Source organism: Enterobacter sp. BNK-22 (assembly GCF_048684805.1).
In the GTDB taxonomy this organism is placed as follows: domain Bacteria; phylum Pseudomonadota; class Gammaproteobacteria; order Enterobacterales; family Enterobacteriaceae; genus Enterobacter; species Enterobacter quasiroggenkampii.
On record NZ_JBLQTT010000001.1, the window covers coordinates 4,045,325 to 4,059,253 of the forward strand.

Sequence of the window (13,929 nt, forward strand, 5' to 3'; positions counted from 1 at the left end):
AAATTCTTTAGCTACGAAAATTGTAATTATTTACTTGCTGAATTATGGTCGCCGCAACGGATTTACAGATACTTAAGTTAACCATAATAAGGAGTTTAGGATGAAAGTCGCAGTCCTCGGCGCTGCTGGTGGTATCGGCCAGGCGCTTGCCCTACTACTGAAAACCCAACTGCCTTCAGGCTCGAACTCTCCCTGTACGATATTGCTCCGGTAACCCCAGGTGTGGCGGTTGACCTGAGCCACATACCAACTGCTGTAAAAATCAAAGGCTTCTCCGGTGAAGATGCGCGTCCTGCACTGCAGGGTGCCGACGTGGTGCTGATTTCTGCAGGCGTGGCGCGTAAGCCAGGCATGGATCGTTCAGACCTGTTCAACGTCAACGCGGGCATCGTGAAAAACCTGGTGCAGCAGATTGCAGAAATCTGCCCGAAAGCATGCATCGGTATCATCACTAACCCGGTGAACACCACCGTTGCTATCGCGGCAGAAGTGTTGAAGAAAGCGGGCGTTTACGACAAAAACAAACTGTTCGGCGTAACCACGCTGGATATCATCCGCTCCAACACCTTCGTTGCTGAGCTGAAGGGCAAACAGCCAACAGAAGTGGAAGTGCCGGTCATCGGCGGTCACTCTGGCGTTACCATTCTGCCTCTGCTGTCGCAGATCCCAGGCGTAAGCTTCACCGAGCAGGAAGTGGCTGACCTGACCAAACGCATCCAGAACGCGGGCACCGAAGTGGTGGAAGCGAAGGCGGGTGGCGGTTCTGCAACTCTGTCTATGGGCCAGGCGGCTGCACGTTTCGGTCTGTCACTGGTTCGCGCGCTGCAGGGCGAGAAAGGCGTTGTTGAATGCGCTTACGTTGAAGGCGATGGCGAACACGCTCGCTTCTTCTCTCAGCCGCTGCTGCTGGGTAAAAATGGTATCGAAGAGCGTAAATCCATTGGCAAGCTGAGCGCGTTTGAGCAACACGCGATGGAAGGCATGCTGGATACGCTGAAGAAAGATATCACCCTGGGTGAAGAGTTCGTTAACAAGTAATACGAACCGTCCCCCGGCAAAAAAACGGAGCTTATCGCTCCGTTTTTTTATGCCTGTCAGTTTGTTGCCGGGTATTCCTGAATGGTGACTTGCAGCGTCAGTTTCTTATCGTTGCGCATGACTTCAACTGGGATGATAGAGCCCGGGCGAATTTCTGCCACCTGGTCCATCGTCTCCAGCGCAGAAACCGCTGGCGTGCCGTTGACCGACACAATGACGTCATTGACCTGAATCCCTGCGTTGGCCGCCGGACCCCCTGGCGCCACCTCGTTCACCACGATGCCCTGGATCTGATCGATACCGCCACCCTGGGTATGCATCGGCGCAATTTCGCGGCCACCGATACCGATATAGCCACGGATCACGCGTCCGTCGCGGATCAGCTTATCCATAATTTTGGTCGCCAGCTGGAACGGAATGGCAAAGCCGATCCCTTCCGGCGTCTCACCGTCGTTACTCTTATCGAACGACAGGGTGTTGATGCCCATCAGTTCGCCCAGCGAGTTGACCAGCGCACCGCCGGAGTTACCGTGGTTGATGGAGGCATCGGTTTGCAGGAAGTTCTGCCGCCCGGAGGGGTTCAGACCAATACGGCCGGTCGCGCTGATGATCCCCTGAGTGATGGTCTGGCCCAGGTTGTAAGGGTTACCAATCGCCAGGACGACGTCGCCTATATGCGGGGTACGTTTACGGTTGATCGGGATGACCGGCAAACCGCCCGTGGCGTTAATCTTCAGGACGGCGAGATCGGTCAGGCTGTCAGAGCCAACGAGTAATGCCTCAAACACGCGGCCATCCTGCAGGGCGACGATGATCTGGTCGGCATCGTTTATCACGTGCTTGTTGGTAATAATGTAGCCGCGCTCGTCCATGATCACGCCGGAGCCGAGGGTGCGGATCTCCAGCTGGTTGTGAGCTGAGGTATTCAGACCACGGTTATAGACGTTAACCACGGCAGGTGCGGCTCGGCGGACGGCCTGATTATAGGTGGCCGGTGTTTCATCCGTGCTATCGAACTGGGGAGCCGACAGTTTATTGAACTGACGTAAAGACGGCAGCGCCAGCAGCAGCAGGCCAGCGACAATCAAACCGATGACAATAGAACGTAAGAGCTTTAAAAGCATGATGCGCGTGTCGTTAAAAAAGGAACGATTTGCAGCATAACATGAGTTATCCGGACATCACACGCAGCGGTGATGTCCGGGTCGCAAATGCTTAGCGCAACAGAATATAGATAGACTCATTGCCGCGCATGACCTGCAGGGCAATAACCGCTGGTTTACTCTCCAGCACCTTGCGCAGTTCGGCAATGGACTGCACGCGATTGCGGTTTACGCCAATGATCACATCTTCCTGATGCAACCCGGCCTGAGCAGCAGGGCTGCTCTTTTCAACGGTGTCGATGCGAATGCCTTTCGTACCGTCCTTCAGCTGTCCATCGCTCAGCGTCGCACCCTGCAGCGCCGGGGCGATCAGCTCCGCACTGGCAGAGGAGGAGGTGCTCTTATCCAGCGTCACTTCAACGTTCAGCGGTTTACCGTCACGGATCAGACCCAGCTTCACTTTGGCGCCGGGTTCGGTGGTGGCTATCCGCGAGCGCAACTCGGCAAAGCTGCTCAGCGGCTTGTCGTTGAGGCTGACGATCACATCGCCCGATTTGATACCTGCTTTTGCCGAGCCGGAGTTAGGCAGCACTTCACTGACAAACGCCCCGCGCTGAACGTTGATGTTGAACGCTTTTGCGATATCCGCGCTCATCTCCATACCTTTAATACCCAGCAGCCCGCGTTTGATTTCACCGAACTGAATGAGCTGCTGTGCCAGCGTTTTGGCCATGTTGCTGGGAATCGCAAAACCGATCCCAATGCTGCCGCCGCCCGGGGCCAGAATCGCCGTGTTGATCCCAATCAGCTCACCGTTAAGGTTGAGCAATGCCCCGCCGGAGTTCCCGCGGTTGATTGAGGCATCGGTCTGGATAAAGTTTTCCAGCCCTTCCAGATTGAGGCCGCTACGTCCCAGCGCGGAGACGATCCCGGAGGTGGCGGTTTGCCCTAAGCCAAAGGGGTTGCCTACGGCGACGGCAAAGTCGCCGACGCGCAGTTTGTCGGAATCCGCGATGGCAATCTGGGTCAGGTTGCTCGGGTTTTGCACCTGCAGCAGCGCGATGTCGCTCTGGTCATCGCCGCCAATCAGTTTGGCATCAAATTCGCGGCCATCGTTTAGCTGGACGCTGATTTTATCGGCCTGGCTGATGACATGATTGTTAGTCAGAATATATCCTTTTGCCGCATCGATAATGACGCCAGACCCCAGGCCTTCAAAAGGCTGGGCCTGCTGGTCGGGAGACTCATCACCAAAATACTTCTTCAGTTCTTCAGGGACGCGTTGGCTTTGTACCGCCGTGCCTTCAACCTGAACGCTGACGACCGCAGGCAACACTTTTTCCAGCATGGGTGCAAGGCTTGGAATGGCCGCCTGGCCAGGCACCTGGGAGGGAATGGCGGCAAATACAGGAACGGACGCCGAGAGAGATAACCCGACACTTAACGCGATAGCGCTCAACAGCTGGTTTTTTTTCTTCATCGATGTTGACTCTCGTAACCTGGAATAAAGGAAAAACGGCCCCAAAAACACGTTGATGTTATTGAATTTTAAACCGCTGAACAATGAGGTGTTTAACTAAATGATAGCTGGGGTCATGAAGAAAGGACGGGCGCAATCGCTGCGCCCGTAAAATAAATTCAGGTTGTGCGATTAATCGCGTTTTACACCGCCACGCAGCAGGCCGGACGCGCCGTCTGAATAGTCGCGAGGCATCTGAACGGGCGCCTGATCGTTACCGGCCTCAGAGTCTGCCAGACGGTTGCGGAATGGGTTGGTTTCCGCCGTCATTTCCGGCAGCAGGCTGCTGGAGCTTTTTGCCATATGCTGATACAGCTGACGATAGTCGGTCGCCATGTTGTCCAGCAGCTCGGCGCTACGGGCAAAATGGCTGACCAGCTCTTCACGATACTCTTCCAGCTCGGCTTTGTTCTTTTCCAGTTCGTACTGCAGTGACTGCTGCTGACGCAATTTGCGATTACCGAAACGCATGGCCACAGCACCAATGACGATGCCGACGACTAAACCGATTAGCGCATATTCCCAGGTCATGAACTTCTCCCGTTGTCTTGTTGTTCCGTAGGGTGTTGGCTCGGCTCCTGCCTGTGCCTGATAATGCCACTATAACCGCTATTTCCGTAGAAGTGGAATCCTGACGTATCATCGCGTAGTGTAGAACGGCCTTTTTTTCATCAGTCACGTCTGCTGGTGAGCGTTAATTGAAGGAATAACAATAAGATTATGCAAAACCTGTCCCCTGCATCGCGATATCAACTGGCCCTTAACGAGGGTACCCATCAGCCGGATGACGTTCAACGTGAGGCGGTAAGCCGTCTGGAGATGATTTATCAGGAGCTCACGGCCAAACCCGCTGAAACCGAACAGAATGGCGGGCTAAAGGCGGCATTTGGGCGGTTGCTCGGAAAAAAAGCGCCACAGGCTCACGCGCCGGTGCGCGGTTTATATATGTGGGGCGGGGTCGGTCGCGGAAAAACCTGGCTGATGGACATGTTCTACCAGAGCCTGCCGGGGGAGCGTAAACAGCGTCTGCACTTCCACCGCTTTATGCTGCGGGTGCATGAAGAGTTGACTGCGCTGCAGGGTAAAAGCGATCCGCTGGAGATTGTGGCCGACCGGTTCAAGGCGGAAACGGACGTGCTCTGCTTCGATGAATTTTTTGTGTCTGACATCACCGATGCCATGCTGTTAGGCGGCCTGATGAAGGCGTTATTTGCCCGCGGGATTACGCTGGTGGCCACGTCGAATATCCCGCCGGACGAGCTGTACCGCAACGGCCTGCAGCGGGCACGCTTCCTGCCCGCCATCGACGCCATTAAGCAGCACTGCGACATTATGAATGTTGATGCCGGTGTCGATTATCGTCTGCGCACGTTAACCCAGGCGCACCTGTGGCTCTCGCCGTTAAATGCAGAGACCACCCGCGAGATGGATACACTCTGGCTGGCGCTGGCGGGAGCAAAACGCGAGCACGCCCTGGAACTTGAGATTAACCATCGTCCGTTGCCTACGCTCGGCGTTGAAAACCAAACGCTGGCGGTCTCCTTTACGACGCTCTGTGTTGATGCTCGTAGCCAGCACGACTACATTGCGCTTTCGCGTCTGTTCCACACCGTGATGGTGCTGGATGTACCGGTGATGACGCGGCTGATGGAGAGCGAGGCGCGACGCTTCATTGCGCTGGTGGACGAGTTTTATGAGCGCCACGTCAAGCTGGTGGTCAGCGCCGAGGTTCCTTTATATGAGATCTACCAGGGCGAGCGGCTGAAGTTTGAGTTCCAGCGCTGCCTGTCTCGTCTGCAGGAGATGCAGAGCGAGGAATACCTGAAGCTGGAGCATATGCCGTAACAAATGCCACCCTCTCCCTGAGAAGGGAGCCTTGTAGGCCGGGTAAGGCGCAGCCGCCACCCGGCATTTTCAGCCCCCTCGAAAAACCCATTCCAAATCACATTTAAGGGTCGATCTTTGACCTCAACTTCTCTATAATCTTGCGACCCCACGTTACGAGAAGGTTTTTTTCCCGAAACTTTCTATGTGTCGGCATGAGCTATTCGAAGGGGTAGGTTTGCCGGACTTTGTCGTGTGAACCTCAACTGACTAAACGTTTGGGTGTTCACCAACGTGTAACTTATTATTTGGGTAAGCTTTTAATGAAAACTTTTACAGCTAAACCAGAAACCGTACAGCGCGACTGGTATGTTGTTGACGCGACCGGTAAAACTCTGGGCCGTCTGGCTACTGAACTGGCTCGTCGCCTGCGCGGTAAGCACAAAGCGGAATACACTCCGCACGTTGATACCGGTGATTACATCATCGTTCTGAACGCTGATAAAGTTGCTGTAACCGGCAACAAGCGTACTGACAAAATGTACTACCACCACACCGGCCACATCGGTGGTATCAAAGAAGCGACCTTTGAAGAGATGATTGCTCGCCGTCCTGAGCGTGTGATTGAAATCGCGGTTAAAGGCATGCTGCCAAAAGGCCCGCTGGGTCGTGCTATGTTCCGTAAACTGAAAGTTTACGCAGGCAACGAGCACAACCACGCGGCACAGCAACCGCAAGTTCTTGACATCTAATCGGGATTATAGGCAATGGCTGAAAATCAATACTACGGCACTGGTCGCCGCAAAAGTTCCGCAGCTCGCGTTTTCATCAAACCGGGCAGTGGTAAAATCGTAATCAACCAGCGTTCTCTGGAACAGTACTTCGGTCGCGAAACTGCCCGCATGGTAGTTCGCCAGCCGCTGGAACTGGTTGATATGGTAGAAAAACTGGATCTGTACATCACCGTTAAAGGTGGTGGTATCTCCGGTCAGGCAGGTGCGATCCGTCACGGTATCACCCGCGCTCTGATGGAGTACGACGAATCCCTGCGTTCTGAACTGCGTAAAGCTGGCTTCGTTACTCGTGACGCGCGTCAGGTTGAACGTAAGAAAGTGGGTCTGCGTAAAGCACGTCGTCGTCCACAGTTCTCCAAACGTTAATCCATTCTGCTTACGCAGAACGATTGGCGAAAAACCCGCTTCGGCGGGTTTTTTTATGGATAATGCGCAGGTTATCCACAATATCCATGCATATATCTTCTCTTTTTCCACATTTCCAGAATCCCCTCACCACAAAGCCATCAAAATCTGGTAAACTATCATCCAATTTTCTGCCCAAATATCGGTGAATACTCGATTTTTGTTCGATTCTTGAACAATGTGTCTTCTCTGGGATGGGCGATACAACATCTGGCTGGCCCCTGTTGGGCTGGTAGCAGTAAAAATTCTGAATATACCTGGAGGTTTTCATGGCTGTCGCTGCCAACAAACGTTCGGTAATGACGCTGTTTTCTGGTCCTACTGACATTTATAGCCATCAGGTTCGTATCGTGCTGGCCGAGAAGGGTGTCAGTTTTGAGATCGAGCATGTGGAAAAGGATAACCCGCCTCAGGATCTGATCGATCTCAACCCGAGCCAAAGCGTACCGACGCTGGTGGATCGCGAGCTGACCCTGTGGGAATCCCGTATCATTATGGAATATCTGGATGAGCGTTTCCCACATCCGCCGCTGATGCCTGTTTACCCTGTTGCGCGTGGTGAAAGCCGCCTGTACATGCAGCGTATCGAGAAAGACTGGTATTCGCTGATGAACGTGATTACCAGCGGATCCGCTGCCGAAGCCGACGCTGCGCGTAAGCAACTGCGTGAAGAACTGCTGGCAATCGCCCCGGTGTTTGGTCAGAAGCCGTTCTTCCTGAGCGATGAGTTCAGCCTGGTAGACTGCTACCTGGCACCGCTGCTGTGGCGTCTGCCAACCCTGGGCGTAGAGTTCAGCGGTCCTGGCGCGAAAGAGCTGAAAGGCTACATGACTCGCGTATTCGAACGCGACTCTTTCCTGGCATCTTTAACTGAACCGGAACGTGAAATGCGTCTCGGCCGAGGCTAATGACTGTGGAAATGTCACAACTTACCCCACGCCGTCCGTATCTGCTGCGCGCCTTCTATGAATGGCTGCTGGATAACCAGCTCACGCCGCACCTGGTTGTGGATGTGACGTTGCCGGGCGTGCTGGTTCCAATGGAATACGCACGTGACGGACAGATCGTACTGAACATCGCCCCGCGCGCGGTGGGTAATCTGGAACTGGCGAACGATGAAGTGCGCTTCAACGCGCGTTTCGGCGGCGTACCGCGTCAGGTTTCCGTGCCGCTGGCCGCTGTGCTGGCTATCTACGCCCGTGAAAACGGGGCGGGTACTATGTTTGAGCCGGAAGCGGCGTACGATGAAGAGGTTGCCAGCCTAAATGATGACAATGCATCTGATGAGCGCGAAAGCGACACGGTGATGTCACTTATCGATGGCGACAAACCCGATCATCACGACGACAATGACCCTGATGACGATCCGCCTCCGCGCGGTGGTCGCCCGGCGCTACGCGTCGTCAAATAAATCCCTTTGTCGTCCGTTTATAAAAGCCAGTGATTCACTGGCTTTTTTCTTTATATCCATCAACCGCTGCAACATTTTTAAATAAGCATTGTTTATATCTCTTATTTCTTTATTGTCTGGTTAATAATTAACTAGATTTATAAATGGTGTGAATCAATGAGGTGTAAAGTAATATCAAAGCGCTGAGAAAAGTAAAGTTAAATTCAGAGTAGTATTCTTTTTTTGATGTTAATCTCTTTTTTTAAATGGGTAATTCCTTAATAAATTAAGGAAAAGATCAGTTTTTCGTTATCCTTAATAGAATCGTTAATTTTGCTAAATTGCATGTATTTATAAAAACAATACTATGTGCACATGCTGACAAGCATGACGACAATCAGTAACTGGTAAAGGTATTTATCATTACTAGATTAAATATTGCAATTACTCATATGTTAAGGATTAACAAGTGAAAAAAGTTTTACTCGCGACTGCGCTTTCTCTGTGTGTGACATCAGCATTTGCTGCAGACCCTTCAGCGGTACTGAAGGTTAAAGGTACGCTGACCAATGCAGCATGTACACCCGTTCTGAGCAACGGCGGTACTGTTGACTACGGTACAATTAACCTGGGCGATCTGAGTGCGACTGCAACCAACCAGTTGGGCCAGAAAAATATCGACCTGACCATTAATTGCACCGCGGCAACAAAAGTGTCCTGGAATATGGTTGATGACCGCTCTGATTCTAATGCGAACCTGACCGTTGCAAACGCTCTGGTTGGTGGCGGATCTCTTAGCGGCGCTGGTCAAACTTACGGTGTGGGCAAAACTGCGGGTGGCGTTAACATCGGTACTTACGCTCTGATGGTTAAAGTTGACAGCGTAACGGCTGATGGTGCTGCGGCAGATCCAATCTATCAGCAGAACGCAACGGGCAACTGGACCAAGTCTACCAACGGTTCTAGTCAGGGCAGCCATATTCGTGATTTCACCGTCGCGTCTACGGGCACTCTGGACCCGCTGGCTTTCCAGACCGCGACCTTCCCGCTGGCAACCTCACTGGCTGTTCAGAACACCGCAACTCTGGCGATTACCGACGATACTCAGCTTGACGGTCAGTTGACCATCAGCCTGCGTTATCTGTAAGACTTTATTGAGTAAAAGTAATTTTAAAATAATCCAGAGAGTGAATGTTCTGCATTTACTCTCTTTTTAACAGCGCGATAAACATGGAATGTTCTGTTGGGCTATCAAGGAGATAATATTATGCAATGCGTAAAATCGAATATATTTAAAACACTTTTCACCCTCGCTTTATTTTCTACCCATTTTGCAGTACATGCAGAAGGTATGGTGCCGGAAACCAGTCTGCTGATTATTGATGAAGCCACGCACAGCGGTACCATCAACGTAAAAAATACGGATTCACACCCATCCCTTTTATATACAAACGTGGTTGACCTGCCGGATGATCAGGGGCTTAAGCTGATCGTCACGCAGCCTGTCGTTCGCCTTGAACCCGGTCAAACGCAGCAGCTTCGTTTTATTTTGCAAAGCAAGCAACCGCTGGACGTTGAGCATTTCAAACGCGTAACGTTTGACGGCATTCCGCCAAAAAATGACGATAAAAAAATTAAAATTGGTATTAACATCCGCCAGGATATTCCAGTGCTAATACGCCCGGCTACGCTGGGGGTTGTGACGGACGCATGGAAATACCTCAAATGGTCAACCGTCGGGTCGTCTGTAAAAGTCACCAACCCAAGTAAGTACGTTGTCCGTCTGGCGCAAAAAGTCGTATTACAGCCTTCAGGCGCAAACGCCACGCTTTCCAAAACTTACCTTCTGCCAGGTGAGACGATGACGGCTGCGTTGAATAAAACAACCAGTGGTGACAGCCACGTTAAATTTTTCCCGGCCAGCCGCTATGGCGTTGAAGTGCCGAGCTTTACCTCTGAATTAAATAAATAAAATAGGGATAAAACGGTGAATAAAAAAAGCCGTATTGCACTTTGTGTCCGCGCAGTTCTCTGCGGCACCTTGCCTCTGATGATGTTTGACTCCGCTTCCGTACTCGCAAGGGAAGTGACGTTTGATACGGGAGTAATGAAAACGCTGGGGTTAACGAGCGATTTGAACCATTACTTCGCTGAAGCACCGCGTTTTCTGCCCGGAACCCATTCCGTGAACGTCAAAGTGAATGGTGAAGATCGCGGCATGGCCGCCGTCCGTTTCGATAAGGACGGCGTGCTGTGTTTTGATAACGATCTGCTTGATTTCGCCGGTCTTATGCCGGTTCCGCTGAAGGCAGGCGAGGCGTGCCATGACATCCGTGACGATTACCCGAAAGCGGTAATCAACGCGTTGCCAAACCAGGAAGCCGTTGAGTTATACCTGCCGCCTGAAGCGGTAAACAGCCTGTCGTCGGATATCCGAAACTTCCAGCACGGCGGTGCCGCCGGGATGCTCAACTATTCGCTGTTCAGTACCCGTAACGAATATGGCGGTAGCGACAATTCCCGCTACTCGCAGGCCAATCTGGAAGCGGGTTTCAACGCTTTTGACTGGTCGCTTCGCAGTAATTACATCCTGACGGATGACAATGGCAAGAAAAATGCCGACAGCATTTACACCTATGCGGAGCATGTTTTTGTCCCGCAGAAGTTAACCATGCAGGTCGGTGAAATTAACGCCCTGTCTAATGTGTTGAGCGGCATACCCATTACCGGCATCCAGCTTATGCCGACCAACGGGCTGACAAGAGACGGTAGCGGCGTCAGCGTGTCCGGCATTGCCCGTTCTTCCCAGGCTCGCGTGGAGATTCGCCAGAATAATCAGCTGATTTTCAGTACGCTCGTGCCCGCGGGGCCATTTACGCTGGATGACGTCCCGATTGCGCGTAACAACGTCGATTTGGACGTTTCCGTCGTGGAGTCTGACGGCTCAACGAATCACTTTATTGTTCCTGCAGCCGCCGTGAAGCAGCGCAACCTTTCACGCCCGCAGGGGCTTACCGTGTCAGCGGGTCAGGTGCGCAGCATCGACAGCGACTACAGCGATCCGCTGGTGATGAACGTGTCCGACGGCTGGCGCATTTTCCCGTGGATGAATCTTCTGGCCTCCGGTACTGCCGCTCAGGATTACCAGGCGGCTGGCGGTCGCACCGATTTTCTGATTAACGACCTCTGGTCCGTTTCCACGACGGTTGCGGCAAGCCAGGAATCGTTTGGTGACAGCAACAGTGGCCTTAAAACCGAGCTGGGAAGCGACCTTACGCTTTCCTCCCATGTCTCGCTTTCCACCAGCGCGACGCACTACAGCGGCGGCTATCGTGAGATGGCAGAAGCAATGGACGACGATTACCAGGGATACGATAACGCCTATTCCGGCAGCGTACATTTTTCATCCGATCTGGCAGGCGTTTTCTCAGCAGGCTTCAACTACAACCAGAGCAGCGGGGACTATGAAGATTCCCGCTATCTGCTTCTGTCGTGGGGTAAGACGTTCAAATATGCCAGCGTGACTGCCAACTGGCAAAGCGCTGTGGGCAACGTCGATGATGACCAGGATGATGAAATGCTGTACATCAACGTCAGCATTCCGTTGAGTCCAGGGCAATCTGTGAGCACCTACATGCGCAAGCAGGGCGACAATACCACTTACGGTGTCGCCAACAGCGGCTCACTGGGCGACAACACGCACTACTATATCGCCGCGGATCGTGACCAGTCCTCCAGTGATAATAGCTTCAACGGTAACATCAACACCAACCTGCACTATACCCAGCTGAGCGTGGGTGGCGGCACCAGCGGTGATAATCAGCGTAACTATAACGCCACCCTGGCGGGCGGCATCGCTATGCACAAAAATGGCGTGACGTTCTCGCCGTATGCGATTCGCGATACCTTTGCCATTGCCAGACTGAGCGAGAAGAAAAGCGGGGTAGAAATCGCCACGCCACAGGGTACGGTCTGGACCGATGCCTGGGGACAGGCGGTTGTACCTTCGCTTAACGAGTGGCGCAATTCGCGTATTGAAGTGGATGCCAACAAGCTGCCGCAGAATATGACGCTGGCAAACGGCATCCGATATATCGCCGCAGGTCACGCTTCAGTCAGCGAGCTTGACTTCAGGGTGCTAAACAGCCGTCGAGTGATGCTGCGTATGAAGCAAGCCGATGGTCAGCCGCTGAAAAAAGGGCTGACGGTCGTGGATGAGAAGGGCAACTACATTGTTACGGTCGTTGATGATGGTCATGTCTTTATCAACGATGCGGATCAGCTATCGGCGCTCTACGCCATGGATGCCAACAACAATCGTCTGTGCAAACTCGATTTCGCTCTTCCAGAGAAACGCGATGAAGATGCCTTCTATGAAGAAGTAAACGGAGTATGCCGATGAATTATCAACAAACAGTTGGATTAACCGCGCTGGGGATACTTTTCTTCGCGGCGACTGCACATGCGGAAGATTGCCAAATAACGCTCTCGCAGCCAGTGGTGGATTACCACGAAATGCGTCGAGATAATATCGATAAAACCCAGCAGAACTGGCACAAAATGGCGGACCGTACCCTCAACGTTAACGTTTACTGTCCGCAGCCGCAGCAAATGGCGGTGTTGCTGCAGGGGACGGCAGGCGATAAAGGGCGCTTCACATTCGGCCAGTCTGGCGGGATGGCGGTGAAAATCGATGAGATGACCGTCGATGGTAAAAATTATACCGTCGGTAAAACGGTCGACCAGCTCAATTTTACTCCGCAAAGCGGCACCCCTTCGCCGTTTTATGTGCGTAATAATGAAGCGGTTATTGCGGTTGATAATAATCAGGTGCCTTCAGGCCAGCAGATGAATTTCCGGGTGACGCTATCACCCGTGCTGGATGACAATGCGTTTAGCCGCATCACCGATCAAACCGCACTGGAAAGTGATTTAACCTGGACCCTCCTGACGAAGTAGTGGTTCGGGTAATAAATAAAAATCATGAAGAGAAAATAAGCTTCATTATTTTTGTCGTCGATGAAATGAATATTTTTATCCTTTCTGATAAGTGAATGCGCTGGGAGGAAAGATATATATTCATTTAACGGCATGAATGCCGTAATTGGTTTGTTATAAATAGATTAAACGTTAAGGATTAACGAATGAAAAAAGTATGGCTTGCAACTGTTCTGTCTCTTTGTGTCTCTTCTGCATTTGCAGCTGACCCGAGCGCCGTTTTGAAGTTAAAAGGTACGTTAACTAATGCGTCCTGTACCCCAACGCTGAGCGGCGGTGGCACCATTGACTACGGCACCGTCAATCTGGGCTCGCTGAGCGCCACCGCAGTTAACCAACTGGGACAAAAAGATTTCTCCCTGACGATTAGCTGCCAGGCGCCTATCAAAGTGGGCTTTAGCGTGAATGATGACCGTAGCGGCACGGCGGCGAATGTGGTCGTTAAAAACGGTACCGTAGCCGGTGTTGACGTCCTCCAGCCGGTAAACCTGTTTGGCGTAAACACCACGGCAGGCAACGTGAAGATTGGTAACTACAGCATGTTTGTTAAAACCGACAGCGTAACGGCAGATGGTAATGCAGTCGGAGTGACCTACAGCTCAGATAATGGAACGTCCTGGTCTAACGTGGGTTCGCTGATGCAGAATAACGCCAGTGAAATTGTGACTGTTGCAACCTCCGGAGAAACGGCACCACTGGCCTTTACTCAGGCCGTTGTACCAATGGCTATTTCGCTTGCGATTCAGGACACCACGACGCTGGCAATTACCGATGATACCAGCATTGATGGGCAGGCAACTTTTACGCTGAAATATCTGTAATTTATATTTTAATTACGCTTTATTTAGCAAAGGGAAT

At 52.2% G+C, this 13,929-nt stretch carries 13 protein-coding genes and 1 pseudogene; 11 read left to right on the forward strand and 3 right to left on the reverse strand.

From position 1 onward, the window contains the following. Positions 1 to 100: 100 nt before the first annotated feature. A pseudogene (mdh, locus tag ACMGGE_RS19135) lies at positions 101 to 1,038 on the forward strand (malate dehydrogenase). A gap of 56 nt (positions 1,039 to 1,094) precedes the next feature. On the opposite strand, the gene degS reads toward mdh, so the two are convergent. The 3 genes from degS to zapG form a co-directional block, all read right to left on the reverse strand. Then, the gene (gene degS, locus ACMGGE_RS19140) at positions 1,095 to 2,162 is read right to left on the reverse strand and encodes an outer membrane-stress sensor serine endopeptidase DegS (protein WP_008502834.1); all 1,068 of its coding nucleotides are present in this window, start codon (positions 2,160 to 2,162) and stop codon (positions 1,095 to 1,097) included. Between the two features lie 91 nt (positions 2,163 to 2,253). Then, a complete protein-coding gene (degQ, locus tag ACMGGE_RS19145) occupies positions 2,254 to 3,621 on the reverse strand; it encodes a serine endoprotease DegQ (RefSeq protein WP_045910128.1) in 1,368 nt (455 codons plus the stop codon). Positions 3,622 to 3,792: 171 nt separating this feature from the next. Further along, the gene (gene zapG, locus ACMGGE_RS19150; RefSeq protein WP_008502832.1) at positions 3,793 to 4,191 is read right to left on the reverse strand and encodes a Z-ring associated protein ZapG; all 399 of its coding nucleotides are present in this window, start codon (positions 4,189 to 4,191) and stop codon (positions 3,793 to 3,795) included. 189 nt (positions 4,192 to 4,380) lie between these two features. Between zapG and zapE the strand changes: the two genes are divergently transcribed. From zapE to ACMGGE_RS19200, 10 genes are all read left to right on the forward strand, one after another. Continuing rightward, positions 4,381 to 5,505 (forward strand): cell division protein ZapE, encoded by a 1,125-nt coding sequence (gene zapE, locus ACMGGE_RS19155; RefSeq protein WP_420294054.1) that lies wholly within the window; start codon positions 4,381 to 4,383, stop codon positions 5,503 to 5,505. A 302-nt stretch (positions 5,506 to 5,807) separates the two neighbouring features. Further along, positions 5,808 to 6,236 carry a 50S ribosomal protein L13 gene (gene rplM / locus ACMGGE_RS19160; RefSeq protein ID WP_003860434.1) on the forward strand — a complete coding sequence of 143 codons (429 nt, stop codon included), beginning with the start codon at positions 5,808 to 5,810 and terminating at the stop codon, positions 6,234 to 6,236. Positions 6,237 to 6,251: 15 nt separating this feature from the next. Next, positions 6,252 to 6,644: a 30S ribosomal protein S9 gene (rpsI, locus tag ACMGGE_RS19165; RefSeq protein ID WP_003860436.1), complete on the forward strand. Its 393-nt coding sequence runs from the start codon at positions 6,252 to 6,254 to the stop codon at positions 6,642 to 6,644. Between the two features lie 308 nt (positions 6,645 to 6,952). Next, entirely contained in the window at positions 6,953 to 7,591 is a 639-nt protein-coding gene (sspA, locus tag ACMGGE_RS19170) for a stringent starvation protein SspA (RefSeq protein ID WP_025756674.1), read from the forward strand. 5 nt (positions 7,592 to 7,596) lie between these two features. Beyond that, complete coding sequence (gene sspB, locus ACMGGE_RS19175) at positions 7,597 to 8,094, forward strand: ClpXP protease specificity-enhancing factor (protein ID WP_045355426.1); 498 nt, start codon at positions 7,597 to 7,599, stop codon at positions 8,092 to 8,094. 448 nt (positions 8,095 to 8,542) lie between these two features. Continuing rightward, positions 8,543 to 9,220: a DUF1120 domain-containing protein gene (locus ACMGGE_RS19180; protein ID WP_262778752.1), complete on the forward strand. Its 678-nt coding sequence runs from the start codon at positions 8,543 to 8,545 to the stop codon at positions 9,218 to 9,220. 120 nt (positions 9,221 to 9,340) lie between these two features. Further along, a complete protein-coding gene (locus tag ACMGGE_RS19185; RefSeq protein WP_045910125.1) occupies positions 9,341 to 10,045 on the forward strand; it encodes a fimbria/pilus chaperone family protein in 705 nt (234 codons plus the stop codon). A gap of 15 nt (positions 10,046 to 10,060) precedes the next feature. Beyond that, positions 10,061 to 12,475, forward strand: a complete 2,415-nt coding sequence (locus tag ACMGGE_RS19190) for a fimbrial biogenesis outer membrane usher protein (protein WP_420294055.1) — start codon at positions 10,061 to 10,063, stop codon at positions 12,473 to 12,475. Beyond that, the gene (locus tag ACMGGE_RS19195; protein ID WP_048028813.1) at positions 12,472 to 13,032 is read left to right on the forward strand and encodes a hypothetical protein; all 561 of its coding nucleotides are present in this window, start codon (positions 12,472 to 12,474) and stop codon (positions 13,030 to 13,032) included. Before ACMGGE_RS19190 ends, ACMGGE_RS19195 begins: the two co-directional genes overlap by 4 nt. 185 nt (positions 13,033 to 13,217) lie before the next feature. Then, positions 13,218 to 13,892 (forward strand): DUF1120 domain-containing protein, encoded by a 675-nt coding sequence (locus ACMGGE_RS19200; protein ID WP_196365203.1) that lies wholly within the window; start codon positions 13,218 to 13,220, stop codon positions 13,890 to 13,892. The last annotated feature ends 37 nt before the right edge of the window (positions 13,893 to 13,929 follow it).